This window comes from Dellaglioa sp. CoH-56-MRSF-10, from assembly GCF_056782175.1.
The window spans coordinates 1-23,017 of record NZ_JBXAYF010000004.1; the positions used below are offsets into that span (position 1 = coordinate 1).

Annotated in this window: 19 protein-coding genes and 1 pseudogene; 5 read left to right on the plus strand and 15 right to left on the minus strand. The window is 33.4% G+C overall.

All coding sequences use genetic code 11. From position 1 onward, the window contains the following. Positions 1–85: 85 nt before the first annotated feature. Positions 86–508 (plus strand): annotated as a pseudogene (locus AC1RP4_RS05175) (transposase); the annotation flags it as partial. 126 nt (positions 509–634) lie between these two features. On the opposite strand, the gene AC1RP4_RS05180 reads toward AC1RP4_RS05175, so the two are convergent. Together AC1RP4_RS05180 and obgE are read right to left on the minus strand one after the other, a co-directional pair. Next, on the minus strand, positions 635–2,545 hold the full coding sequence (locus AC1RP4_RS05180) for an acyltransferase family protein (protein WP_481761719.1): 1,911 nt from the start codon (positions 2,543–2,545) through the stop codon (positions 635–637). A gap of 81 nt (positions 2,546–2,626) precedes the next feature. Then, complete coding sequence (gene obgE, locus AC1RP4_RS05185) at positions 2,627–3,943, minus strand: GTPase ObgE (RefSeq protein WP_409022424.1); 1,317 nt, start codon at positions 3,941–3,943, stop codon at positions 2,627–2,629. A gap of 194 nt (positions 3,944–4,137) precedes the next feature. On the opposite strand from obgE, the gene AC1RP4_RS05190 reads away from it, so the two are divergent. Genes AC1RP4_RS05190 through AC1RP4_RS05200 form a run of 3 tightly spaced genes read left to right on the plus strand, consistent with a single transcriptional unit; the run spans position 4,138 to position 7,754 of the window. Continuing rightward, positions 4,138–4,893 carry a DeoR/GlpR family DNA-binding transcription regulator gene (locus AC1RP4_RS05190; RefSeq protein ID WP_481761718.1) on the plus strand — a complete coding sequence of 252 codons (756 nt, stop codon included), beginning with the start codon at positions 4,138–4,140 and terminating at the stop codon, positions 4,891–4,893. After that, the gene (gene pfkB, locus AC1RP4_RS05195) at positions 4,890–5,801 is read left to right on the plus strand and encodes a 1-phosphofructokinase (protein ID WP_481761717.1); all 912 of its coding nucleotides are present in this window, start codon (positions 4,890–4,892) and stop codon (positions 5,799–5,801) included. Before AC1RP4_RS05190 ends, pfkB begins: the two co-directional genes overlap by 4 nt. Before the next feature lie 24 nt (positions 5,802–5,825). After that, complete coding sequence (locus AC1RP4_RS05200; RefSeq protein ID WP_409022421.1) at positions 5,826–7,754, plus strand: PTS fructose transporter subunit IIABC; 1,929 nt, start codon at positions 5,826–5,828, stop codon at positions 7,752–7,754. Positions 7,755–7,869: 115 nt separating this feature from the next. On the opposite strand, the gene uvrC is transcribed toward AC1RP4_RS05200, so the two are convergent. The 3 genes from uvrC to AC1RP4_RS05215 form a co-directional block, all read right to left on the minus strand. After that, positions 7,870–9,639: an excinuclease ABC subunit UvrC gene (uvrC, locus tag AC1RP4_RS05205; protein WP_481761716.1), complete on the minus strand. Its 1,770-nt coding sequence runs from the start codon at positions 9,637–9,639 to the stop codon at positions 7,870–7,872. Positions 9,640–9,748: 109 nt separating this feature from the next. Continuing rightward, positions 9,749–10,483 (minus strand): amino acid ABC transporter ATP-binding protein, encoded by a 735-nt coding sequence (locus tag AC1RP4_RS05210; protein ID WP_409022419.1) that lies wholly within the window; start codon positions 10,481–10,483, stop codon positions 9,749–9,751. Further along, complete coding sequence (locus AC1RP4_RS05215; RefSeq protein WP_481761715.1) at positions 10,476–11,936, minus strand: ABC transporter substrate-binding protein/permease; 1,461 nt, start codon at positions 11,934–11,936, stop codon at positions 10,476–10,478. Before AC1RP4_RS05215 ends, AC1RP4_RS05210 begins: the two co-directional genes overlap by 8 nt. A gap of 202 nt (positions 11,937–12,138) precedes the next feature. Between AC1RP4_RS05215 and AC1RP4_RS05220 the strand changes: the two genes are divergently transcribed. Then, on the plus strand, positions 12,139–12,291 hold the full coding sequence (locus tag AC1RP4_RS05220) for an SPJ_0845 family protein (RefSeq protein ID WP_409022417.1): 153 nt from the start codon (positions 12,139–12,141) through the stop codon (positions 12,289–12,291). A gap of 37 nt (positions 12,292–12,328) precedes the next feature. Here AC1RP4_RS05220 and AC1RP4_RS05225 read toward each other — a convergent pair whose 3' ends face one another. The 10 genes from AC1RP4_RS05225 to dapA all read right to left on the minus strand — a co-directional run bounded on the left by AC1RP4_RS05225 (position 12,329) and on the right by dapA (position 23,014). Then, complete coding sequence (locus tag AC1RP4_RS05225) at positions 12,329–12,622, minus strand: nucleoside triphosphate pyrophosphohydrolase family protein (protein WP_409022416.1); 294 nt, start codon at positions 12,620–12,622, stop codon at positions 12,329–12,331. Then, complete coding sequence (gene yihA, locus AC1RP4_RS05230; RefSeq protein WP_481761714.1) at positions 12,612–13,217, minus strand: ribosome biogenesis GTP-binding protein YihA/YsxC; 606 nt, start codon at positions 13,215–13,217, stop codon at positions 12,612–12,614. The genes AC1RP4_RS05225 and yihA overlap by 11 nt, the downstream gene beginning before the upstream one ends. 119 nt (positions 13,218–13,336) lie before the next feature. Beyond that, positions 13,337–13,783, minus strand: coding sequence for a hypothetical protein (locus AC1RP4_RS05235; RefSeq protein WP_481763207.1), 447 nt, complete (start codon positions 13,781–13,783; stop codon positions 13,337–13,339). Positions 13,784–13,823: 40 nt separating this feature from the next. Continuing rightward, entirely contained in the window at positions 13,824–14,891 is a 1,068-nt protein-coding gene (locus AC1RP4_RS05240) for a WxLIP family cell surface protein (protein ID WP_409022413.1), read from the minus strand. A 138-nt stretch (positions 14,892–15,029) separates the two neighbouring features. Next, the gene (gene clpX, locus AC1RP4_RS05245) at positions 15,030–16,289 is read right to left on the minus strand and encodes an ATP-dependent Clp protease ATP-binding subunit ClpX (RefSeq protein ID WP_409022412.1); all 1,260 of its coding nucleotides are present in this window, start codon (positions 16,287–16,289) and stop codon (positions 15,030–15,032) included. Between the two features lie 177 nt (positions 16,290–16,466). Next, the gene (tig, locus tag AC1RP4_RS05250) at positions 16,467–17,765 is read right to left on the minus strand and encodes a trigger factor (protein ID WP_409022411.1); all 1,299 of its coding nucleotides are present in this window, start codon (positions 17,763–17,765) and stop codon (positions 16,467–16,469) included. Between the two features lie 149 nt (positions 17,766–17,914). Beyond that, positions 17,915–19,102 (minus strand): elongation factor Tu, encoded by a 1,188-nt coding sequence (tuf, locus tag AC1RP4_RS05255; protein WP_409022410.1) that lies wholly within the window; start codon positions 19,100–19,102, stop codon positions 17,915–17,917. Between the two features lie 315 nt (positions 19,103–19,417). Beyond that, positions 19,418–20,338 (minus strand): hypothetical protein, encoded by a 921-nt coding sequence (locus AC1RP4_RS05260; protein ID WP_481761712.1) that lies wholly within the window; start codon positions 20,336–20,338, stop codon positions 19,418–19,420. A 58-nt stretch (positions 20,339–20,396) separates the two neighbouring features. After that, positions 20,397–22,124 (minus strand): ribonuclease J, encoded by a 1,728-nt coding sequence (locus tag AC1RP4_RS05265; protein WP_409022408.1) that lies wholly within the window; start codon positions 22,122–22,124, stop codon positions 20,397–20,399. Positions 22,125–22,144: 20 nt separating this feature from the next. Further along, entirely contained in the window at positions 22,145–23,014 is an 870-nt protein-coding gene (gene dapA, locus AC1RP4_RS05270) for a 4-hydroxy-tetrahydrodipicolinate synthase (RefSeq protein WP_481761711.1), read from the minus strand. Positions 23,015–23,017: the final 3 nt, after the last annotated feature.

Here is a 23,017-nt window from a genome sequence, read left to right on the forward strand (position 1 = left end):
GGACATACAAAAATCCCTCCATGATTATCGGATGAAATTATATTATTTCATCTGACAACCATAAAGGGATTATTACAAAGCTTTAAAAACTCAGTGGCGCCTTTTTCACAAACAAGAAACAGAACTAGAAAGTTCAAAATCTGTTTATTTTTTTAGTACGAAAGAATATATGACGCAACAGAATGTTGTTGATTTAGGATTAGAACAAAGTTCTAACTTCAAAAAAGTCTATGAAACATATCAAGATATTTTATTAGCTATCAATAAAGCCGACACTTCTAATTTAACTCAGTTATTAGAAGACTATCAACCTAATAACAGTGAAATGGATACTGTAATAACCACTTTTAAAAAGAATCAGCATTATATTAAAAATAGTTTATCTTCACCATATTCAAATGGCCCTATAGAGGGACTTAACCGAAAAATTAAAACACTTAAACGTAGCTGTTACGGTTTCAGAAACTGGCATCATCTATTTGAAAGAATTTTATTAATTCATAACTAAAAAAAGGAAATCCTTTTGGATTTCCCTTAATTAAATTAGACGTTTATCGTCTCACCAACACTATTTGACGCAGACCCAAAAATAAGAAGCCCTACAAACCATAGTTTGTAGGGCTTCTTAAGTATTTTACATATTTTTAATTAATTGTCTTGCAATATACGTTGCATAATACTTTGAACCATCGGGATCTGGATGAACATTATCATCATAAAACCACTCTGTATGATCCTTACTATATGAATACCAATCAATTATATGCAAATTTGAATATTTTTTCTTTTGTGTCTCCAACATGCTATTAACGGTACCTTCCCAACGCCTTGTTGGGACATGTACATTAATCCAGTAAACTTGTTTCCCCGAACCAACTGCACTCATAATATCGTCAAACTGATCGGTTGTAAATGGACTATTTGTCCCTAAACCAATAACAACGTTATCTTGAAGTTTACCTTGCTTAGCCAACAACCTAATATCATCAGCAGCTGTATATACCTGACGACCGACTTTTGCATCAACATACATATGTGGGAAATCATCTTGTAATATGTTTTCTCCATCTGCCAATACAGAATCACCAATTGCCGTTGCATATACGCTTGAGGCTTTTTTTGTCTCAGCCTTTGTTAATGATGTTGGGCTTTGTTTTTCAGCAACTACTTTTGAAGAACTAGTTTTAGAAGCACTTTTGCTACTTGATTGTTTTTTCTTAGAACTAGACGAGCTCGGTTTTTTTAATGCGTCAGCATTCTTTTTATCAGCTACTTTAGCATTCTCACTAATAGTATTCTGTAAAGCATTCACTCCAGTAATTGAAAGACTTGGTCCGTTAATTATTCCAAACAACGCTATACCAATTATTAATGCACCCACAATAATAGAAAATTTTTGACGAGTTTTTTTAATATCCTTTGTAAAGGTTTCTTTAATAAATGTAAATGTTTGTTTATAATTAAATCTTTGTAGAGGTCTTTCTAAGAATCGATATGACAAATCACTCACTAATAAAATGATAGATATTTCAATTAGCGCGTTTAGCCATGGATGATCACCTATACTCTGAATCTTTGACTCATAGAATACCATTATTGGAAATTGATATAGGTAAATGCCATAACTTCTCTTACCAACCCAAGTAAAAACAGGATTTGTCATAATTTTGTTCATATCCGCTCCAGGATGTGCAATTGTAGCTACAAAAATCATAACTAAAACTGAAAAGAAAAACATCCCTCCACGATAAACAAGCGAACTTTGATCTGACATAGTCAAAAACAAACTAATAATTGTTATGAGCGATACTATACCTAACGCATCTAAAACAAATCGGCCTTTTTTTGAAATTTCCTTTTTTAAAGAACTGCTTGGCCAAATAAATGAAAGTGCTGACCCCAATAAAATTGAAAACATTCTTGTATCCGTTCCATAATAGACACGACTTGGATCAGATCCTGCTTTATACAAGAAGGCCATCGCTAATGCGGAAATAAAAGCTAAGATAAAGATAAGATTAAAAATCCGTTCTTTTCGTTTTAAAAACACAATTAGCAACGCCACTATAATAGGCCAGAAAAAATAGTACTGACCTTCAATTGATAGCGACCAAAGATGCGTAAATGGTGATGGCGTCCCGAAATGATCAAAATATGATTCTTTGTGCAAAACTTGAAACCAATTATAAACATATAACAAATTTGATGCGAAAATTTCTTGAATATTTTTCAATAACTCTCTTTGAAATAGTGTTATATAGGCAATAGTTGCAATCAACATCGTCAATAACGCTGGATAAAGTCGTCGAACCCGTCGAATATAAAAGCCTAGAACATCAATTTTTTTATTTTGTTCCCATTCCTGATTAAGTAAATCAGTAATCAAGTAACCCGATACAACAAAAAATATCGGTACACCTAAGTATCCACCTTGTAGACTAGATGGCACGAGGTGATAAAGGATAACCCCAATAACAGCCAATGTCCTCACGCCATCAAAGCCAGTAATATATCTGGCTTTTTTTAATCTTTTTTTCTTATCCATCTTGTTCCGTTCTCCTCTTATCTTATATAAATTACCCTTTTATTTGCTGATAGCGTAACCGTAAATTATTAATATTCCGAATTATTCAACGAACTCAAATGAGAATTTATCAATTCTCACTATATCCCCACTTTTAGCACCACGTTCACGTAAAGCATCATCGACACCCATACCACGAAGTTGACGTGCAAAACGCATCAAACTTTCGTCTCGGTCCATATTTGTCATTTGGTATAGACGTTCTAATTTTTCTCCAGAAAGAACCCAAGTTAAATCTTCATCCCTATTAATAACAAAATCAGGTGCAGATTTTTCTTGTTCTTTTTCGAAATCATAGATTTTTTGTTGTGCTTCTTGTTCTTTCAAGTTTAGTGCTGGGAACATTGGTGTTTCTTCCAATAAATCACCAGCTACATTCATTAAGGTTTGTAGTCCCTCACGAGTAATAGAAGAAGTAGAAAATACACGAGGTGTTTCTTCCACTGTAGAATCTTCTGCCAATTGTTTTTTAAATGCTTCTAACTGTTCTGCAGCCCCTGGCATATCCATCTTACTTGCCACAATTAATTGCGGACGTTCAAGTAATTCAGGGTCATAATTTTTTAATTCTTTATTAATCTTAAGATAGTCGTCAAACGGATCACGACCTTCTTCAGGATTCATATCAACTAAATGAAGAATAACACGTGTCCGCTCAATATGACGTAAAAATTGAATTCCTAATCCAACGCCAACTGAAGCCCCTTCAATCAATCCGGGTAAATCAGCAATAACAAAATCACGGTTATCATCTAAACGAACCATCCCTAAATTAGGTGATAACGTTGTAAAATGATAATCTGCAATTTTAGGTTTGGCACTTGTCACAACTGAAAGAAGCGTTGACTTACCGACAGATGGAAATCCAACTAACCCAACATCAGCTAAAACTTTTAATTCAAGTTGAATTTTACGTTCTACTCCAGGTTCACCATTTTCAGAAATTTCTGGAGCTGGATTTTTAGGACTAGCAAATCTAATATTGCCACGACCACCTCGACCACCCTTGGCAACAACAGCATAATCTCCTTTATGAACGAGATCAGCGATTACTGCTCCTGTTTCAGCATCTTTAATTGTTGTTCCTTCTGGTACTTGAACTCTTTTATCAGGTGCACCATGTCCGTGCATCCCTTTAATCATTCCTTTTTCACCAGATTCAGCTCTAAAATGTTTACTGTATCTAAAATCCATTAAAGTTCTTAATCCTTCATCTACTTCAAATACAATACTACCACCACGGCCACCATCACCACCGGCTGGTCCACCATTAGGTACATATTTTTCTCGACGGAACGCTACCATCCCGTCGCCACCTTTACCTGCTTTTATTTCAATTGTAACTTGATCTATAAACATACGATCACCTATTCTTTCCGTTGACTACTAACTTACTATTTTAAAGAAGAAAAAGTCATTTGTCTATGTATTTACTTAACTCTTTTAAAAATTCAAGCCAATTTCTCATATTTCAAATTTTTTTGGTATTTTTGAATGTTTTTGGTTGATTTTGAATGTTTTTGGTGGTATTTTATTTATAAGGAGTTGAGAAAGTGCTTACAATTGAAAGGTGCCAATATATTATTTCTGAAATTGACAAACATGGTTATATTAAGTTACAAGATATTTGTCATAAATTAAATGTCTCAGAATCAACTGTTCGACGCGATTTACAGCAGCTTGAAACTGATGGTGAATTAGTAAGAGTTCATGGTGGTGCACAAAGCATCCAATCATTAAAAGTTGAAGCAAATTTAGAAGAAAAATTTTCATTAAATACGCCAAATAAAATAGCAGTTGCTAAAGCTGCTGCAAATTTAATCAAACCTAATAATGTGATTTTTCTTGATGCTGGTAGTACAACTTTCGCAATGATTCCCTATCTTAAGTTAGTTAACAATCTAACTGTTGTTACAAACGGTGTTAATCATGCACTTTCTCTTTCTGAAAATGATATTAGAACAATCGTCATCGGTGGTCAAGTTAAAGCTAATACAAAGGCTATTGTGGGAGCTGATAGTATTAAATCAATCAAGAACCTTCAATTTGATTTAGTCTTTCTCGGTATTAATTCAATTAACAATAAATTTGGATTTAGCACACCAGATCCTGAAGAAGCCGCAGTTAAACTGGCCGCAATTCATCAAAGTCGACAAACTTATGTTTTAGCCGACAAATCAAAATTTAACCAAGTTTCATTCATTAAAGTTGCAGATCTTAATCAGGCTACAATTATCACTGATAAATTGCCGGTAACTGATTCTGAAAATTATAAAACACAAACAAAAATTTTGGAGGTACAACAATGATTTACACAGTAACTTTAAATCCTTCTATTGATTACATCGTTCAACTAGATAAGTTAACGCTTGGCGAAGTTAATCGGATGGATTATGATACAAAATTACCAGGTGGTAAAGGTATAAACGTTTCCCGAATTTTAAATGAATTGAATCAACCTAATAAAGCACTTGGTTTTATTGGTGGATTCACAGGTGAATTTATTAAGTCAGCTATGATAGCTAATCACCTAGATACTCAATTTACAAAAATAAAAGCTGATTCTAGAATTAATATTAAAATAAAAGCTGACCAAGAAACCGAAATAAATGGTAAGGGTCCTCTAATATCAGATGATGAACTTAAACTATTCAATGAGCAATTTGAAACATTGACGTCTGATGATACTGTCATTTTAGCTGGTAGTTTAGTTCCTAACCTATCTCAAGATTTTTATTATGAATTAATTAAAGTAATTCGTTCTAAAGGCGCACAATTTGTTATTGATACAACTGGTGAAGCACTATTGAAAACAATTAGTGAAAAACCTCTCGTCGTGAAACCAAATCACCATGAATTAGCCGAATTATTCAATGTTACTTTAAACGGTATCAACGATATTGTGAAATATGGTCAAAAATTATTAGAATTAGGTGCACAACATGTTTTAATTTCAATGGCTGGCGATGGCGGCCTATTGATTACTAAAGATGCTGTTTACCAAAGTAATGCGCCTAAAGGGACTGTTATTAATTCAGTTGGTGCTGGCGATTCAATGATTGCTGGTTTTACAGGTACCTTTGCAAAAACTAATGATCCTATTGAAAGTTTTAAATATGGACTAGCTTGTGGCTCCGCAACTGCATTTTCTGAAGATATTGCAACTATTGAAAAAATTAACGAAATTTTACCACAAATTGATATTAAGAAAATCTAACTATTATAAAAGGAGTTTTACACTATGGACTTAAATGAATTATTACTTAAAGATGTCATGATTATGGATCTTCAAGCAACAACAAAAGCCGAAGCAATTGATGAAATGGTACATAAATACTTTGAGGCTGGCGTGATTGATGATGAGGAACTTTACAAACAAGACATTCTAAAACGTGAAGCACAATCAACTACTGGTATCGGTGAAGGTATTGCCATGCCACATGCAAAAAATAAAGCTGTTAAACGTGCTACTGTCCTATTTGCTAAAAGTAAAGCAGGACTTGACTATGATTCACTTGATGGTCAACCTACATTTTTATTTTTCATGATTGCTGCTCCTGAAGGTGCAAACGATGCCCATTTACAAGCATTAGCTGCTTTATCAAGTCTATTAATTAATCCCGATTTAGTTGATAAATTAAAAACAGTCACAACTCCAGATGAGGTTCAAGCTGCCTTCACTGCCGCTGAAAATGAAAAAGAAGCAAAAGAAGCTGCTGCACAACTTGCTGCTAAAAACACTGATGTTAAACCATCAGGTAATCCATACGTGGTCGCTGTAACAGCCTGCCCTACTGGTATCGCTCATACTTATATGGCTGAAGCTGCCCTCATCAAACAAGCTGAAGAGATGGGCGTTGACATTAAAGTTGAAACAAATGGCTCAGAAGGTATTAAGCATCGTTTAACTGACGAAGAAATTAAACGTGCGTCTGGTGTCATTGTCGCCGCTGATAAAAAAGTTGCTATGGATCGTTTCGATGGCAAACCTTTAATTAACCGTCCTGTTACCGATGGTATTAAAAAAGCCGAAGAATTGATTACTGCCGCAGTAAACGGAAAAGCACCTATTTATCATGCTAAAGGAACCGACGCTGCTGAAAATGATGAAGAAACCTCTGGTAGTGTTTGGAATGAAATTTATAAGAACTTAATGAACGGTGTATCACACATGTTACCATTTGTTGTTGGTGGCGGTATCTTAATGGCACTCTCATTCATCGTTGAACAATACGTTCCCGGTGGCTCAAGTTCACAAACTTTTATCTTCTTAAATGGAATTGGTAATTATGCATTTGCTTTCTTAGTACCTATCTTAGCCGGTTTTATTGCTATGAGTATTGGTGATCGTCCTGCCCTTATGCCTGGTATTGTTGGTGGTTACATGGCTAACTTTGCTGCCGCAAATGTTATTAAAACTGAATCTGTTTCTGGTTTCTTAGGTGGTTTAGCAGCTGGTTTTATTGCCGGTTATGTTATTGTCGGTCTTAAAAAACTCTTTAAAAACTTACCAAAATCACTAGATGGGATGAAACCTATCCTAATCTACCCTATTTTATCCTTATTAATTGTCGGCGCGATTATGTTCTTTATGGTTAATCCTATCTTCGCACAAATTAATCATGTCTTGTCAGATTTCTTAACTCATATGGGAACAGCCAATGCCGTCTTAATCGGTACAATTCTTGCTGCTATGATGGCTATCGATATGGGTGGTCCATTTAACAAAGCAGCTTATACATTCTCAATTGGTGTCTTCACTTCTACTGGTGATGGTAAAATGATGGCTGCTGTTATGGTTGGTGGTATGATTCCTCCACTTGCAATAGCTATTGCATCAACATTCTGGAAAAATAAATTTTCTGAAGATGAAAGAAAAGCCGGTTTGTCAAACTACATTCTTGGTATTTCATTTATTACTGAAGGTGCTATTCCTTACGCAGCAGCAGATCCATTACACGTCATTACATCAAGTGTAATTGGTGCTGCAATCGGTGGTGGTTTAAGTCAATTCTGGAACGTCTCTGTTCCTGCACCTCATGGTGGTCTTTGGGTAATTGCCTTAGCTACAAATAAAACGTTCTACTTACTTTCTGTTTTAATTGGTGCTGCAGTTGCAGGGATTATCCTCGGTATCTGGCGTCCAGTTGCAAAAGAAAATAAGAAATAATTCGTTTAACTTTGAAGAGCTATCAGGATAATACCTGATAGCTCTTCTTTATTTTAAAATAAAAAGGAGTCCTTAATGACATAAATCTCTGTCATTAAGGACTCCTTTTGTAAATTTATAATGATAATTTTATTGTTTGTGCGACTGTCTTTGAAATACCTAATCCTTGTAACTCTTCCATTGAAGCGTCTTTAATATGTTTCATCGACCCAAATTCTTTTAACAATTTCGTTTTGGTTTTTGGCCCAACACCCTGGATAGAATCTAAACGAGAACTAAGTGAGTTCTTTGAATGAACTTGACGATGAAAGGTAATGGCAAATCGATGGACTTCATCTTGAATCCTTTGTAAAAGGTAAAACCCTTCACTCTTTGGATCCAATGATAGTCTTTGATCAGCATCACCAAACATTAAATCAGATGTTTTATGCTTGTTATTTTTAACCATCCCCGCTACTGGAATCATTAAATCTAATTCATTACTTAAAACGTCTTTTGCAGCTTCTATTTGTATTTCAGCACCATCCATTAAAATTAAATCTGGCATAGGCTTACCTTCCTTCAAAAGACGTGTATAACGTCGGCGAACAACTTCACGTGTACTTGCTGCTTCATCCGCATGATCAACTGTATTCAACTTATATTTGCGATATTCGCTCTTCTCAGGTTTACCATCAATAAAACTAACCATGGCTGATACCAGATCAGTCCCTTGTATATGTGAGTGATCAAAAGATTCTATTCGATGACCTTCTGGAATCCCCATAGCGTCTGTAATTTCTTTCATGGCACCAGTTGTTTTGCGCCCATCTAATTCTAGTAATCTGAATTTTTCTTCAAGAACTAAGCGAGCATTTTTTTTAGCTAATTTTAAAAGTTCACTTTTTTGCCCACGTTGTGGTGTCCGAATTGGTACTTGTAAGATATCAGATAAGATATCTGTATCAATTCCTGCTGGAACTAATATTTCTTTTGGTAACACATTATTTTTTCGATTATAAAACTGAAGGATAAAAGTTGCCATTTCTTCTTCAGCCGTTGTTACAATTGGAAAAAGTCTTTTTTCTCGCTTCATTAATCGTGCTTGCCTAATAAAGAAAACTTGAATTGACAACCAACCTTTATCCAGATAGAAATTAAACAAATCTCTAGGTGTATTATCATTTGAAATGATTTTTTGTTTTTCAACAGTAACTTCAATAAAATGAATTTGATCACGTAATTCAGCGGCACGTTCAAATAACATTTCATCCGCTGCCTTACTCATTTCTTTTTTTAGTTTTTGTTTTGCTACAATCACATTACCATTTAAAAATGATTTGATTTTTTTTATTTGAGCCTCATATTTTTCATGCGGAACTTCTTTAAAACAAGAGCCTAAACATTGCCCCATATGATAATACAAACATGGTCGCTTCTGAAATCCATTGCATCTTCTTAAAGGATAAACTTTTTGTAAAAACTGCAATGTTTCCTGAGCTGCATAAACATTTGGATAAGGACCAAAATAAAATCCACCGTCCTTATTAACCTGACTAACGATTTGCATCATTGGGTCTTTTTCATTTGTAATTTTAATATATGGATATCCAGTACCTTTCTTTAATTTTATATTATAATACGGCTGATGTTTTTGAATTAAAGTAATTTCCAACAGAAATGCTTCTTTATCAGTGGATGTAATAATTGTTTCAAAATCAACAATTTGAGAAACCAATTTAGCTGTTTTTCCATCATGCGCACTTTTGAAGTAAGAACGCACCCGATTTTTTAAATTTTTTGCTTTCCCAACATAAATAATCTGACTATTTAAATTTTTCATGATATAGCATCCTGGTAATGCTGGTAATAATGCTAATTTATTTTCGATATGCTCTGAAGCCAATCGAGGCACCTTCTTTACGTTAATATATGCTTTAATTATACCCCGAACAAGCGTTTGAATAAAGAAAATAGATTCCAAATAGACGGGAGTCTATCTGAAATCTATTTTTTTACAATATCTTTGATAAAAAATCTTGCGCACGTTCTGACGTCGGATGATCAAAAACATCTTCTGGACGTCCTTTTTCTTGAATATATCCTTGATCCATGAACCAAATTTGATCTGCTACTTCTCTAGCAAAACCCATTTCATGTGTCACAACTACCATCGTCATTCCGTCACTAGCCAACGTTTTCATAACTTTAAGTACTTCTCCGACCATTTCAGGATCTAATGCTGAAGTTGGCTCATCGAATAAGAGTACTTCTGGATCCATGGCTAATGCTCTGGCAATCGCAACTCGTTGCTTTTGACCACCAGATAAACTATCTGGATATTGTAGTGCCTTATCTGCTAATCCAACTTTTTCTAATAAATTGGTAGCTATATCAGCTGACTCTTTATCTGATATATTTTTAACTTTCATGGGAGCCAATTTTATATTCTCAATTACATTCATATTTGGAAACAAATTAAAACCTTGAAAAACCATCCCCATTTTTTCTCTCAATTGATTTAAGTCTTTTTCATTTAAACTTGTTAAATTTTCACCTTCGAATAAAATATCCCCTGATGTAGGAACTTCAAGTAGATTCAGACAACGTAAAAAGGTACTTTTACCAGATCCTGATGGTCCAATCACACAGATAACCTGTCCTTTATCAACTGATTCAGAAATATCTTTTAAAACATCATTTTTTCCAAAGGATTTTCTTAATTTATTAACTTCAATAATTTTAGACATGCTTCATCTTCCCTTCAAAGTAATTTAATAATTTAGATAAGCTAAATGTTAAAACAAAGTAAATTAACATTGCAACAAAGATAGGCGCAATACCTTTATAAGTAGCTGATTGAACCATTTTCATCTGATAAATTAAATCAGTCACACCAATAATAGAAACAATTGAACTTTCTTTTATTAATGTTATAAATTCATTTCCCAGAGCTGGCCAAATATTTTTTAGTGCTTGTGGAATAATAACAGACTGATACGTCTCTTTCTGTGAAAGCCCCAAACTTCTTGCTGCTTCCATTTGTCCATCATCAACAGAAGAGATTCCCGATCGTATTACTTCAGCTATATATGCGCCTGAATTAAGCGATACAGCAATAATACCTGCAATTAGCGCTGGAATATTTACTAACATTCCAATACCGAAGTACACAAACATCACTTGAATCATTAGAGGCGTTCCACGAACAAATTCAATGTAGGATACTGCAATTACTTTAATCACTTTATTTTTGCCCAAACGCATGAGTGCTAGCAACGTTCCTAATATAACACCAACAATAACTGAAACCGCCGTTATTAATAAAGTATAACCAATTCCTTTGGCAAAATATTTCCAATAGTGAATCATTGTGTTATCCGATGTATTTTTTGTTAAATAATTACTAGCCTCAGGTAAATATGTCGTATTTATTAAATTTTTCTTTTTAATTTCTTTAATAGACTTATTTACAGCTGCCACCAAAGTATCGGAATTCTTTGCAAATCCGGCTGCAGCTCCCCTTGCATCAGGCGCTGAGATAAATCCAGGATTAACAACTGCTAATGAACTATCATTTTGTGCGTATGCTTTAGCAGTTGGTTCTTCCATGGCAACACCCGCTACCTTACCACTTTTAAGCGCTAAAATTAAATCGGTTACTTTAGCCAACCCTTTAATATTCACATTTTTTATTTGTTCTTTACTCATTGTATATTGAAGCGATCCAGTTTGAGCCCCAACTGATAGCCCAGAAAAATCATTTAAAGTCTTATATTTATCTTCATCAGTCTTATTAACCAACATCATTTGTTTTCCATTGTAATAAACATCTGAAAAATCAATACTTTTTTTACGATCATCCGACGGATTCATACCTGAAATAACCATATCAATTTTATTAGTTTCTAAGCCAACAAGTAATGAGTCAAAATCCATTTTCTTAATTACTAACTTAACTCCAATGTCTTTAGCAATTTTTTGTGCAATTGAAATATCAAATCCAACGATTTTATCATCGCCATTAACTGTTGTTTGAAATTCATAGGGTGGATAATCTGGACTTGTTCCAAGTACTAACGTTCCCTTATCCTTAACATTCTGTAAAGAGTTACCAGTTGCAGCACTTACTTGATTACTACCAACTAACATCATGAAAAATGCGATTAATATACCTATAAACCATTTTTTATTTATTTGCATCAATTTACTCCTCTTTTTTAATTTCTCTTATTAGTGAATAAATCGATTATATGCTACAAAGATTTTTTATGCAATTAAATACATATAATAAATGACTTTATACATATAAAAGTTATTTAAAGCGCTTTTTATGCATTAATCAGTTGTCTTGTATTCATTTTAATAAACTGTTATTCTATATTTACATAAGGAGGCTACAATTATGAGCTTAAAAATCCAACGCCAAGATAACTTGGAAAGTTTATTTGATAAATTTGCACTTGACCCTAAAGATCCTGCTAAAGTTGAACTTAAGTCTTCAGAAACGGAAGAGAAGCCTAGTTCTGATGTTAAAGAATCGAAACCTAAAAAATAAAAAAATTCAGATAAGTTATAAACTTATCTGAATTTTTTTATTTTTTAAATCCATCTGGGTAACGTTTATTTAATTTTAAAATATTATCTCTTGCAACATCATCAAATTCAATATCGGCCCATTCAGCAATTTGGGATAAATACCAAAGTACATCTCCCATTTCTTTAGTTAATTTCACTTTATCTAATTCTCGACCTTTAAAAGTATAATCTTTAATTAAATCAACTAATTGTCCACCTTCAGCCGCAACACCTAATGCACAATTTGTTAAAACTTGTTCAGTTCCATATAATGTGCGATTTGCTGCTTCTTGATATTCATTAAATTCCATTTTTTTCTCCTAGTTCTGTATGACTTTCAATCCATTGCCAAATCTCTTCTTTTCCAGATTTGTCTTGAGCCGAAAATAAAACAAAATCATCTTCAGGTGTCAAAGACAATGAACGTCTTATGATACTCTCATGTTGATTCCACTTACCACGAGAAATTTTGTCGCTCTTTGTCGCAACAACCAATACAGGAATATCGTAATAGTGAAGAAAATCAACCATTTGAACATCTAATTTTGTTGGCTCATGTCGAGCATCAACTAATGAAATGACCCCTCTTAAAGAAGTACGTTCTGCTAAATAGGTTTCAATCATTTGTCCCCACTTTGCACGTTCTGTTTTTGACACTTTTGCATATCCATATCCTGGAACATCTACGAAAAATAATTTTTGTTCCACGTTATAAAAGTTCAATGTTTGCGTTTTTCCAGGCTGACTAGAAGTTCTCGCATAACTTTTACGATTTATTAACGTATTTATTAATGATGATTTTCCAACATTAGAACGTCCTGACAGTGCAATCTCAGGAATACCATCTGTTGGATACTGTGCTGGTGCAACGGCACTCATAACAAGTTCAACATTATGAACATCCATATTAAACACCTTCCTTTCAATACTCAAACCATTTTACCATATAAAAATGTGTTAATGTAACTTAATCTGAATCAAAAAGCTTTACAACATGAATTAAATAATTCGATGTTGTAAAGCTTTTATTTTGTTGCTGCCGTTTGGATAATCCAAATTATTTGTACTTCCGAATATGTTACCACATGCGTTGTCAAAATCTGAATTAAAGTATTGGGCCAATAAAATAAATATTCCCCACTACTATCTTTAGCATTTGCTGTTATATTAGTTGAATCTCCAGAAATTAGATCACCATAAGTTCTTGGCATATTCTTTAATCCAGACTGTAACTTTGGCCGAAATAAGTCAACATGTACAATATCGTTTGACTTATATTGTAGCCTACCTTTCAATTGCCATGATGGTGTCAATCCATCAGTTGCGATTATTTGCAAATAAGGTGATTCTCTATTATTACTATCAGAATAAATTGCAAATTCTGAATTATTTTTCTTAACATATTTGTTAACCGTATTAGGTAACGTACTGTACCCATACGTTATGTCTGCAGACACACTTTTAAGTGTCACGAGCATACTGAAAAATAAAATAAATAATAATATTAAATACTTACTTATCAGCTTTTTTCTTATCAACATATCTTTTAATAAGGAAAAAGATTAGTATCACTAGGATTGCGAGACCAAGACCTAAAGCAACATACCATAGCGGATTTGTTGCTTTTTGTGGATCTCCAATAGCATCTTTGTTGTACTTACTTGCATCATCATTTGTAATTGTGAAGTTTTTATTGAATTTCCAAGTGTTTTTACCACTTGTTGCTACAGCCTTTAATGTGTAGTCTCCAGCTTCTAATTGACCCTTGTCATAAAGCATTGGGAATTTGAAATTTGAATTAGGAGCCATTGATAGGTTCTTTAATGTTGTATTTTCTAAAACATCTGTTGAACCCTTTTTCATAATTTCAGATTTAATTGTTAATTTAGGAATAATTACGGCTTTATCGTTTTGGAATACAGGGAATACACCTTTACGATAGTTTCTCATACCAGCTTTAACTGATAATAAATTCATATTTGGTTCAACCGTCTTCTTCTCTAAAATTTTAATTCCAATTGCATATGAATATGCATTTGAAATTGAAATCCCTTTTTTATTACTTGTTTCTTTAGTTGAATTATCAACTTTTTCAAAATACCAGCTACCTAACAAAACACCGTTGAAACTATCTTTTGGCATAGTAATTGTAGCCTTAACGATTTTACTTCCTTTAGCAGGAACTGTTACGACACTACCTGAATCTAACTTAGTAAGTGAAGCTAAAGGATATTTCATTGATTTATCAATATTCTTTTTTGCTAATTCTTTTGCATATTCAAGCTGACCATTATCATTTGTAGATGCTGTATAAACAGCATTACGAATTTTTAATGCTTTGTCTGATGAATTAAAGATTTTAACTGAAATCGTTTCTTTTTCCTTAGCATCCAATTTCAAATCAAAGTATGATTGTTTCAAACTAGCTTTAACTTGTTTATCAGATTGAATACTTTGAACACTGTACCCAATATTATTTGCAGGAGCCTTAGCTTCAACAGACTTATTGAATAACCCAAGTCCACCCAACAATACCCCAGAAAATCCGAACAAAATCGCTTTTTTTATTGTTTTATTCATGACGTCCACCCTTTATTATTTATTAAAATTATTAACCTTAAATTCATTATACTACATTTATATTCATTACTATGTCTTTTTTTTAGAGTGTACTCACTATATTTGACAGTCTTTAAATGACTATACTCTAACAAGACTTTAAGATGCTGCTTTCTTGCTCCCTTTAATTATTACAGGACCATCAGTTTGATCAACTGTTGCTTTAGTGATAATTACGCGCTCGATGTCTTCTTGGCTTGGAATATCAAACATAACATCACGCATTGTTTCTTCAATAATAGATCGCAAACCTCGTGCCCCAGTATCTCGCTTAATAGCAAGTTCGGCAACTCGTGACAATGCCTCAGGTTCGAATTCAAGCGTCACACCATCTAATTCAACAAGTTTTGTATATTGTTTAACCAATGCATTTTTAGGTTCCGTTAAAATTCGAACTAAATCTTCTTCTTTTAATTCTTCTAAAGCTGTCATAATTGGTAAACGACCAACAAATTCAGGAATTAATCCAAATTTTAATAAATCTTCTGGAATAATTTGTTGCATAACACTATTTTGTTCATCAATAGTTTCAGAATTGGATTCAGCACCGAAACCAATCGTTTTATCGCCTAATCGATTTTTGACCATTGTTTCAATTCCAGCAAATGCCCCACCAACAATAAATAAAATATTCTTAGTATCTATTTGAATTAATTCTTGTTGTGGGTGTTTACGTCCACCTTGAGGCGGAACACTTGCAATAGTACCTTCAAGAATCTTTAAAAGTGCCTGTTGAACACCCTCACCTGATACATCACGTGTGATTGAAACATTCTCACTCTTCTTAGCAATTTTATCGATTTCATCAATGTAGATAATTCCTTTTTCAGCTTTTGCAACATCATAATCTGCACTTTGCAATAATTTTAAAAGGATATTTTCAACATCTTCACCAACATATCCAGCCTCAGTTAAAGTAGTGGCATCTGCAATAGCAAATGGTACGTTTAAAATTTTAGCTAAACTTTGTGCTAAATATGTCTTACCTGATCCCGTAGGACCAACTAAACAAATATTACTTTTTTGTAATTCTGTTTCGTCATTATCTTCGTCAACTTCAAGCATATGATTAACTCGTTTATAATGATTATAAACCGCAACTGACAACGTTTTTTTAGATTGATCTTGCCCAATTACATAATCATTCAATTTATTCATAATTGCTTGTGGTTTTAATACAAGTAATGGTTCAGAATCCATTTGTTCCCTGAATTCCTCGTCGATAATTTCCTTACATAAATCAACACATTCATTACAAATATAAACACCAGGTCCAGCAACGATTTTCATTACTTGATCTTGTGACTTACCGCAAAAAGAACAATTTACGGGTCCGCCTTCTTCAGTATTTTCGAACATTTTACCACCTCGTATTTTTCTTCTCATCTTTTACTTTATGCATACCTATAGTACCAAATAAAGCAATATTTCGCGAATATTTACGTTCAAATGTATTTAACAAAAAAGATTGAAGCTAATAAACTCGCTTCAATCTCATTCATTCAAAATGATTAATCAAAATATCCGATTAATTATTTATTTTTTCATTTTTGCTTCTTCAACTGCTGAGTCAGCTAACTCGTCAACAACTTTCTTGATAGCAATATCATGTTTTACCATATCGTCTGAAAGAGCAGAACGAACTGCTTCTTCTTCCATACCATATTGTTCTGCTAAGTTTGATATTTCAGATGAAACTTCTTCTTCAGAAGGTTCAATTTTTTCAGCGGCAACGATAGCTTCTAACACAAGATTTGTTTTAACACGACGTTCTGCGCCTTCTTCAAATTGTTTGTGTAAATCGTCTTCACTTGTTCCTGTTAATTGGAAGTACATCTTTGTGTCAATTCCTTGTTGTTGCATATTTGCAAGGTATTGATCCATTTGGCGATGAACATCTTCTTCAATCATTGAATTAGGAATTTCATCAACTTTAGCATTATCAACTGCTAATTCAATTGCTGCATCTTGAATTGCTTCCTTAGCTGCAGCTTCTTTTGTTTCTTTAATTTGATCTTTTGTTTTTGCTTGTAATTCTTCAAGCGTATTAACTTCTTCATCAACATCTTTAGCAAATTCATCATCCATTTCTGGAAGTTCTTTGCCTTTGACTTCATGAACTTTAACAGCAAATACTGCTTCTTTACCACGTAAGTCTTCAGCTTGGTAATCTTCAGGGAATGTAACTTTTACGTCAACATCCTCTCCAGCTTTATGTCCTACCAATTGGTCTTCAAATCCAGGAATAAATGAATTTGAACCTAATTCAAGAGTATAATTTTCTGATTTTCCACCATCAAATGCAACGCCATCAACTTTACCTTCAAAATCAATGATAACAGTGTCGCCAGAAATAGCTGCTTCGTCTTCTTTAAGTACAAGTTCAGCTTGTTGTTGACGTTTTGCTTCTAAACTATCTTCTACGTCTTTTTTAGTTACTCGACGTGATTGTTTAGGAACAGTTAATCCTTTATAGTCACCTAATTCAACTTCTGGTTGAAGTGTAACTTTAGCTTTAAGGACCCATGTAGAATCTTTTTCTAAACTATCAATGTTAATATCAGGTTGATCAACGGGTGATACTTTAACTTCTTCAAGTGCCTTTTCGTATGCTTCTGGCAATAGAATGTTTAAAGCATCTTCGTATAATGATTCTTCACCATACATTCTGTTAAATACTTGACGTGAAACTTTTCCTTTACGGAATCCAGGAACAGTTAAATCTTTCTTAACTTTTAAGAAAGCTTTTTCCAATCCTTCTTTAATTTTATCAGTTTCAATTTCGAATGTTATTTCTCCATTGTTTTTACCTGTTTTTTCAAATTTTGCTGACATTGTTTTCCCTCCGGTAGAACAAAAATTTTATATTCGTACTATTTATATACTTGTCTATTTTACCGTATCATTACTAGATTGTAAATGGTTATAAAAAAAAATTCGAAAAGCAAAAGCTTTCCGAATTTCTTTTTTTAATTAATTAAAAATTAATCATCAATTTCTGAAACGACTCCGGCACCAACAGTACGGCCACCTTCACGAACAGTAAATTTAAGACCTTTTTCAATAGCAACTGGGGCGATTAATGATACTGTAAATGTAACGTTATCACCAGGCATAACCATTTCTACACCTTCTGGTAATTCAATAACACCAGTAACATCAGTTGTATGGAAGAAGAATTGAGGACGGTAGTTTGAGAAGAATGGAGTATGACGTCCACCTTCTTCCTTAGAAAGGATATAAACTTCGCCTTTGAATAATTTGTGAGTTTTGATTGAACCAGGTTGTGCAAGAACTTGTCCACGTTCGATTTGTTCGCGATCAACACCACGGAGTAAAGCACCAACGTTATCGCCGGCTTCACCTTCGTCAAGTGTTTTACGGAACATTTCGATACCTGTAACTGTTGTTTTAAGAACATCTTCATGTAAACCAACAATTTCAATATCGTCTCCGACTTTAACTGTACCACGATCGATACGACCTGAAGCAACAGTTCCACGACCAGTAATTGTAAATACATCTTCAACTGGCATTAAGAATGGTTGGTCTGTAGGACGAACTGGTGTTGGGATGTATGAATCAACAGTATCCATTAATAATTCAACTTGTTTTACAGCTTCTGGATCGCCTTCAAGGGCTTTAAGAGCTGAACCACGGATAACAGGAATATCATCGCCTGGGAAATCATATTCGCTTAATAATTCACGAACTTCCATTTCTACAAGGTCTAATAATTCTTCATCATCAACCAAATCAGTTTTGTTTAAGAACACGATAAGGTAATCAACACCAACTTGGCGAGCAAGTAAGATATGTTCACGTGTTTGAGGCATAGGGCCATCAGTTGCGGCTACAACTAAGATAGCACCATCCATTTGTGCAGCACCAGTGATCATGTTTTTAACGTAATCAGCATGTCCTGGAGCATCGATATGTGCGTAATGACGTGCAGCTGTTTCGTATTCAACATGGGCAGTATTGATAGTAATACCACGTTCACGTTCTTCAGGTGCAGCATCGATTGAAGCGAAATCTGCTGCTTCACCGAAACCGTTGTCTGATAATACTTTACTAATTGCAGCTGTTAAAGTTGTCTTCCCATGATCGACATGTCCAATAGTACCAATATTAACATGGGGTTTTGTTCGTTCGTAATGTTCTTTTGCCATGAATAAGAGCCTCCTAGTGTTTTTGTAAGAATAAAACAGTTTTAGAAAATCTAACCCTGATGATTCTTTGTTTTTATTATACTACTTCTTTATTTAATAACAAAATACATTATCATCAAATAAAGAAGAATCCTTAAAATATTATATAGACTGTTTAGAGTTTTGTAAATACCTATTTAAAGAATACTGAAACTTTTTATCTCGTCTTAAAATAACCTGGTTAAATCTACGCTCATACAACTAAATCTAAGTGAAATTTTGGATTCTTTATTAGAATATCATAGATTACTGTAAACGGCTAGCTTTACCTAATCATTAATTCATAATTTCAGTTAATTCTTTCGAAAGTAATGCATTTAATTCAACCATATACGTTAAATTTTCAGTCCTTTTAAAAGTGGATTCCATACCTAACTCACTTTTTACTAATTCAATCCATTCTTTCTCAATACCCAAAAAATCACTTGCAAAAGGATAAATCATCCCCAATTTTAAATTTAACATATGATTTAAAGAATTATTCATTTGTACATCAATAGTTCCCTCATCATTTTTTGTTAATTGATTAATTGTCAGTAATACAGGTTCATTTTCATTTGCAACTAATTTTTTTACGTCAATTTTTTTCTGAGTTCCATCAACCCATAAATAGTTTATTATTTCAATATTATTAGGTATCTTTTGTACCTCTTGCAATAGACTTGATTTTATAATTGGATGTACGTCTTTATCCATAAATATTTTTTGACAAGCATCTAAGAATTCATTTTTAGGTAGTACCAGTCCACTTTGAACAATTTGTTGCTGTCCAAAAAAGTCCACTGAACCTAAGTGTGCAAATTGACGTTCATTTTGTCTAAGTTGTTTATCGAATTTTTCACGGCATTCATTTTCAGCATCCAAAACTAGTGATGTGGCAAAAGGTTGCTCTTTAACCAATTGCCAAGCTCGAATAAATTTATTGTTTTTTAACAGTATATTTAAATAAACTGCAAATTGATCCCCACGTTTTAAGTAATCGCTATAAAATTCGTCAGCGATAATTAACGCTTCTTGAAATTGAGCATCCAAAACTAGAGAATTAACCAATAATTTATTATTTTTAAAACTACGATGACCATCATAATTTTTTGTGAATAATTGTGATGCTAGTTGATAATTTTTGTCACTTACAGCCTTTTTTGCTAACTGATAATTTTGTTTCTCTTGGTCGGGAAACGGAATAATTTCTGCCATAATATCCTCTATTTATTCTAAAAAAAGGGATAACAACATTTGTGTTATCCCTTTTTGATTATTTTTCGTTATTTTTTGTTTCCGCCGGTTTAACTTCTTTAGACTTTGTTGATTTTCTATGATACTGATTAATTTCCATAATAACAGGTAAAATAACTGGACGTCGTTTTGTTTGTTCATATAGGAAATGACTCATTTTTTCACGAACATCTTGTTTTAAATGTCCCCAATCAAATTCTTTATTGTTCAAATTATCTTGTACTGTTTCTGACACAATTTCAGCACTCTTTTCAATTAAATCAAGGCTCGTTTTTGTATAAACAAATCCTCTTGATGTAATTTTAGGCTTGTTTATGATTTTTTTCTTTTTACGATCAATTGTGACGACTGCAATAAAAATACCATCTTCAGAAAGTATTTTACGATCTCTCAGTACAATATTTCCAATATCACCAACACCAATACCATCAATCATGGTATTTCCTGCTTCAACTTGCGATCCTAAATTCATTTTTCCTTCAGAATAACTTAAAACATCACCCTTACCAGTAATAAAGATATGATCATATGGCATTCCTAATGTATGTGCTAAATCAGCATGTGCCGCAAGTAATCGATATTCACCTTGAATTGGAACCAGGTATTTTGGTTTCATTAAATTGATCATTAGTTGTAAATCATTTTGACCAGCATGACCTGAAGAATTTAATTCATCAGAAATTGCTTTCACATCAGCTCCTGCTCGGTAAATGAGATCTCTTGTCTTTGCCACATTAGTTTCCATAGCTTTTGACGTTGTTGTCGTAATGAAAACAAGATCTCCTTCATGAATATTAACAGTTGAATGTTGATTTAAAGCCATTCGCTGTAATGATTTTAAAGGTTCACCCATTTTACCTGTTTCCAATATAATTAGTTGATCATCGTCATATTTGCTAATATCACTCATTGGAACAATTAAATTTTCATCAGGAAGAACTAATTTCTTCAAATCCATAGCTGTTTTAACGATTTTTTCAACATCGTGTCCTGTTAATATAACCTTTCGATGACTTTCCTTTGCAGCATTTAGTATCTGTTGTACTCGTAATATATTTGATGCCACACAGGCAACAATAATACGACCTTTTTGATATTCAAATGTTTCATTAATGTATTCGTCAATTGCACTTTCATTGACTGTTGGGAATGGGTTCTCAGCATTAGCTGAATCACTTAATAACGCTAAAACACCATTCTTACCAATCTCAGCTAAACGTCCAAAATCTGTTTGGTAAACTGGTGCCGCAGCTTGATCGAACTTAAAATCACCTGTATAAACAATCTGCCCTTCATCAGTACCTAAAACGATTCCTAATGATTCAGGAATTGAATGGGTCGTTTTAAAGAATGAAATTGTCGTTTTACCAAAATCAATCTCAGTCTGATCATTAACAACGTGAAAATCAGAAAATTTACTTGCCTTAGGATCATTTTCAATATTAATTTTTGCTAATGCAATTGTTAATTCTGATCCAAAAACAGGCACATCAAATTCACTCACAAAGTATGGTAATGCACCAATTGCATCTGCATGCCCATGTGTTAAGAAAACACCTACAATTCGTTCTTTATTTTCTCTCAAATAACTAAAATCAGGAATTACAATATCAATCCCTAATAAGCCATTTTCTGGATACATTAATCCAGAATCAAAAATAAATAGATCATCATCCACTTCAACGACATACATATTTTTACCATTTTCTCGAACGCCACCAAGTGGAATTATTTTAACTTTACTCATTACTTCACCTCTTACATATTTTATATTTTTAGTATTTTCACTAGTTGATTTATTTCATTGTCAGTTAATGCCTCTATTGGTAAACGACACCCACCTACTAAGATACCCTTGTAATTTAAAGCTGCTTTAGCTGGTCCAGGAGATGGAAGAGAAAAAAGTGCAGCCATTTTTGGCGTCAACTCTCTTTGAATATCTCCTGCAAGCTTAATATTTCCATCTTGTACAGCTTGATACATTTTAGTCATTTCAATACCAAATATATGGCTTGCAACAGAAATAACACCACTTGCTCCTAAGATTTTTGCAGTCAAACTATCCGTATCTTCACCAGTATACACCAAGAAATCATCTGGCGTTTGTTCAACAATACGACTTAAATTTTCACTACCTGTACAATCTTTAATACCAATAATATGATTATTATTAGATAACTTAACAATTGTTTCAACAGTCATAGTTACGCCTGTACGACCCGGAATATTATAAATGAAAATAGGCAATTTCGAAGCATTTGCAACTGCTTCAAAATGAGCAATCATACCTTTTTGATTAGGCTTATTATAGTATGGCACAACAACTAAAGCTGCGTCCACACCAGTAATAGCGGCTACCTCATTGGTAAAATCAATTGTCTCCATAGTATTATTTGATCCTGTACCAGCCATAATTGGAACTCTACCATTAACTATTGCCACTGTTTTTTTAATCAAATTTAATTTTTCAGAATGATTCAACGTAGGCGATTCGCCCGTAGTACCATTAACCAGGATACCTTTTGAACCTGTTAAAATTAAATGTTCAATTAATTTAATTAAGCGATCTTCATCCACTTGATTCTGATCATTAAATGGTGTGACCATAGCTGTCATTATATCTACATTTTCAAACATTCG

What these genes read in the sequence shown, in the direction of transcription:
- AC1RP4_RS05180 (WP_481761719.1), bottom strand. Translation starts at nt 2,545, where the DNA reads ATGGATAAGAAAAAAAGATTAAAAAAAGCCAGATATATTACTGGCTTT.
- obgE (WP_409022424.1), bottom strand. Translation starts at nt 3,943, where the DNA reads ATGTTTATAGATCAAGTTACAATTGAAATAAAAGCAGGTAAAGGTGGC.
- pfkB (WP_481761717.1), top strand. Translation starts at nt 4,890, where the DNA reads ATGATTTACACAGTAACTTTAAATCCTTCTATTGATTACATCGTTCAA.
- AC1RP4_RS05200 (WP_409022421.1), top strand. Translation starts at nt 5,826, where the DNA reads ATGGACTTAAATGAATTATTACTTAAAGATGTCATGATTATGGATCTT.
- AC1RP4_RS05210 (WP_409022419.1), bottom strand. Translation starts at nt 10,483, where the DNA reads ATGTCTAAAATTATTGAAGTTAATAAATTAAGAAAATCCTTTGGAAAA.
- AC1RP4_RS05215 (WP_481761715.1), bottom strand. Translation starts at nt 11,936, where the DNA reads ATGCAAATAAATAAAAAATGGTTTATAGGTATATTAATCGCATTTTTC.
- AC1RP4_RS05220 (WP_409022417.1), top strand. Translation starts at nt 12,139, where the DNA reads ATGAGCTTAAAAATCCAACGCCAAGATAACTTGGAAAGTTTATTTGAT.
- AC1RP4_RS05225 (WP_409022416.1), bottom strand. Translation starts at nt 12,622, where the DNA reads ATGGAATTTAATGAATATCAAGAAGCAGCAAATCGCACATTATATGGA.
- yihA (WP_481761714.1), bottom strand. Translation starts at nt 13,217, where the DNA reads ATGGATGTTCATAATGTTGAACTTGTTATGAGTGCCGTTGCACCAGCA.
- AC1RP4_RS05240 (WP_409022413.1), bottom strand. Translation starts at nt 14,891, where the DNA reads ATGAATAAAACAATAAAAAAAGCGATTTTGTTCGGATTTTCTGGGGTA.
- clpX (WP_409022412.1), bottom strand. Translation starts at nt 16,289, where the DNA reads ATGTTCGAAAATACTGAAGAAGGCGGACCCGTAAATTGTTCTTTTTGC.
- tig (WP_409022411.1), bottom strand. Translation starts at nt 17,765, where the DNA reads ATGTCAGCAAAATTTGAAAAAACAGGTAAAAACAATGGAGAAATAACA.
- tuf (WP_409022410.1), bottom strand. Translation starts at nt 19,102, where the DNA reads ATGGCAAAAGAACATTACGAACGAACAAAACCCCATGTTAATATTGGT.
- AC1RP4_RS05260 (WP_481761712.1), bottom strand. Translation starts at nt 20,338, where the DNA reads ATGGCAGAAATTATTCCGTTTCCCGACCAAGAGAAACAAAATTATCAG.
- AC1RP4_RS05265 (WP_409022408.1), bottom strand. Translation starts at nt 22,124, where the DNA reads ATGAGTAAAGTTAAAATAATTCCACTTGGTGGCGTTCGAGAAAATGGT.
- dapA (WP_481761711.1), bottom strand. Translation starts at nt 23,014, where the DNA reads ATGTTTGAAAATGTAGATATAATGACAGCTATGGTCACACCATTTAAT.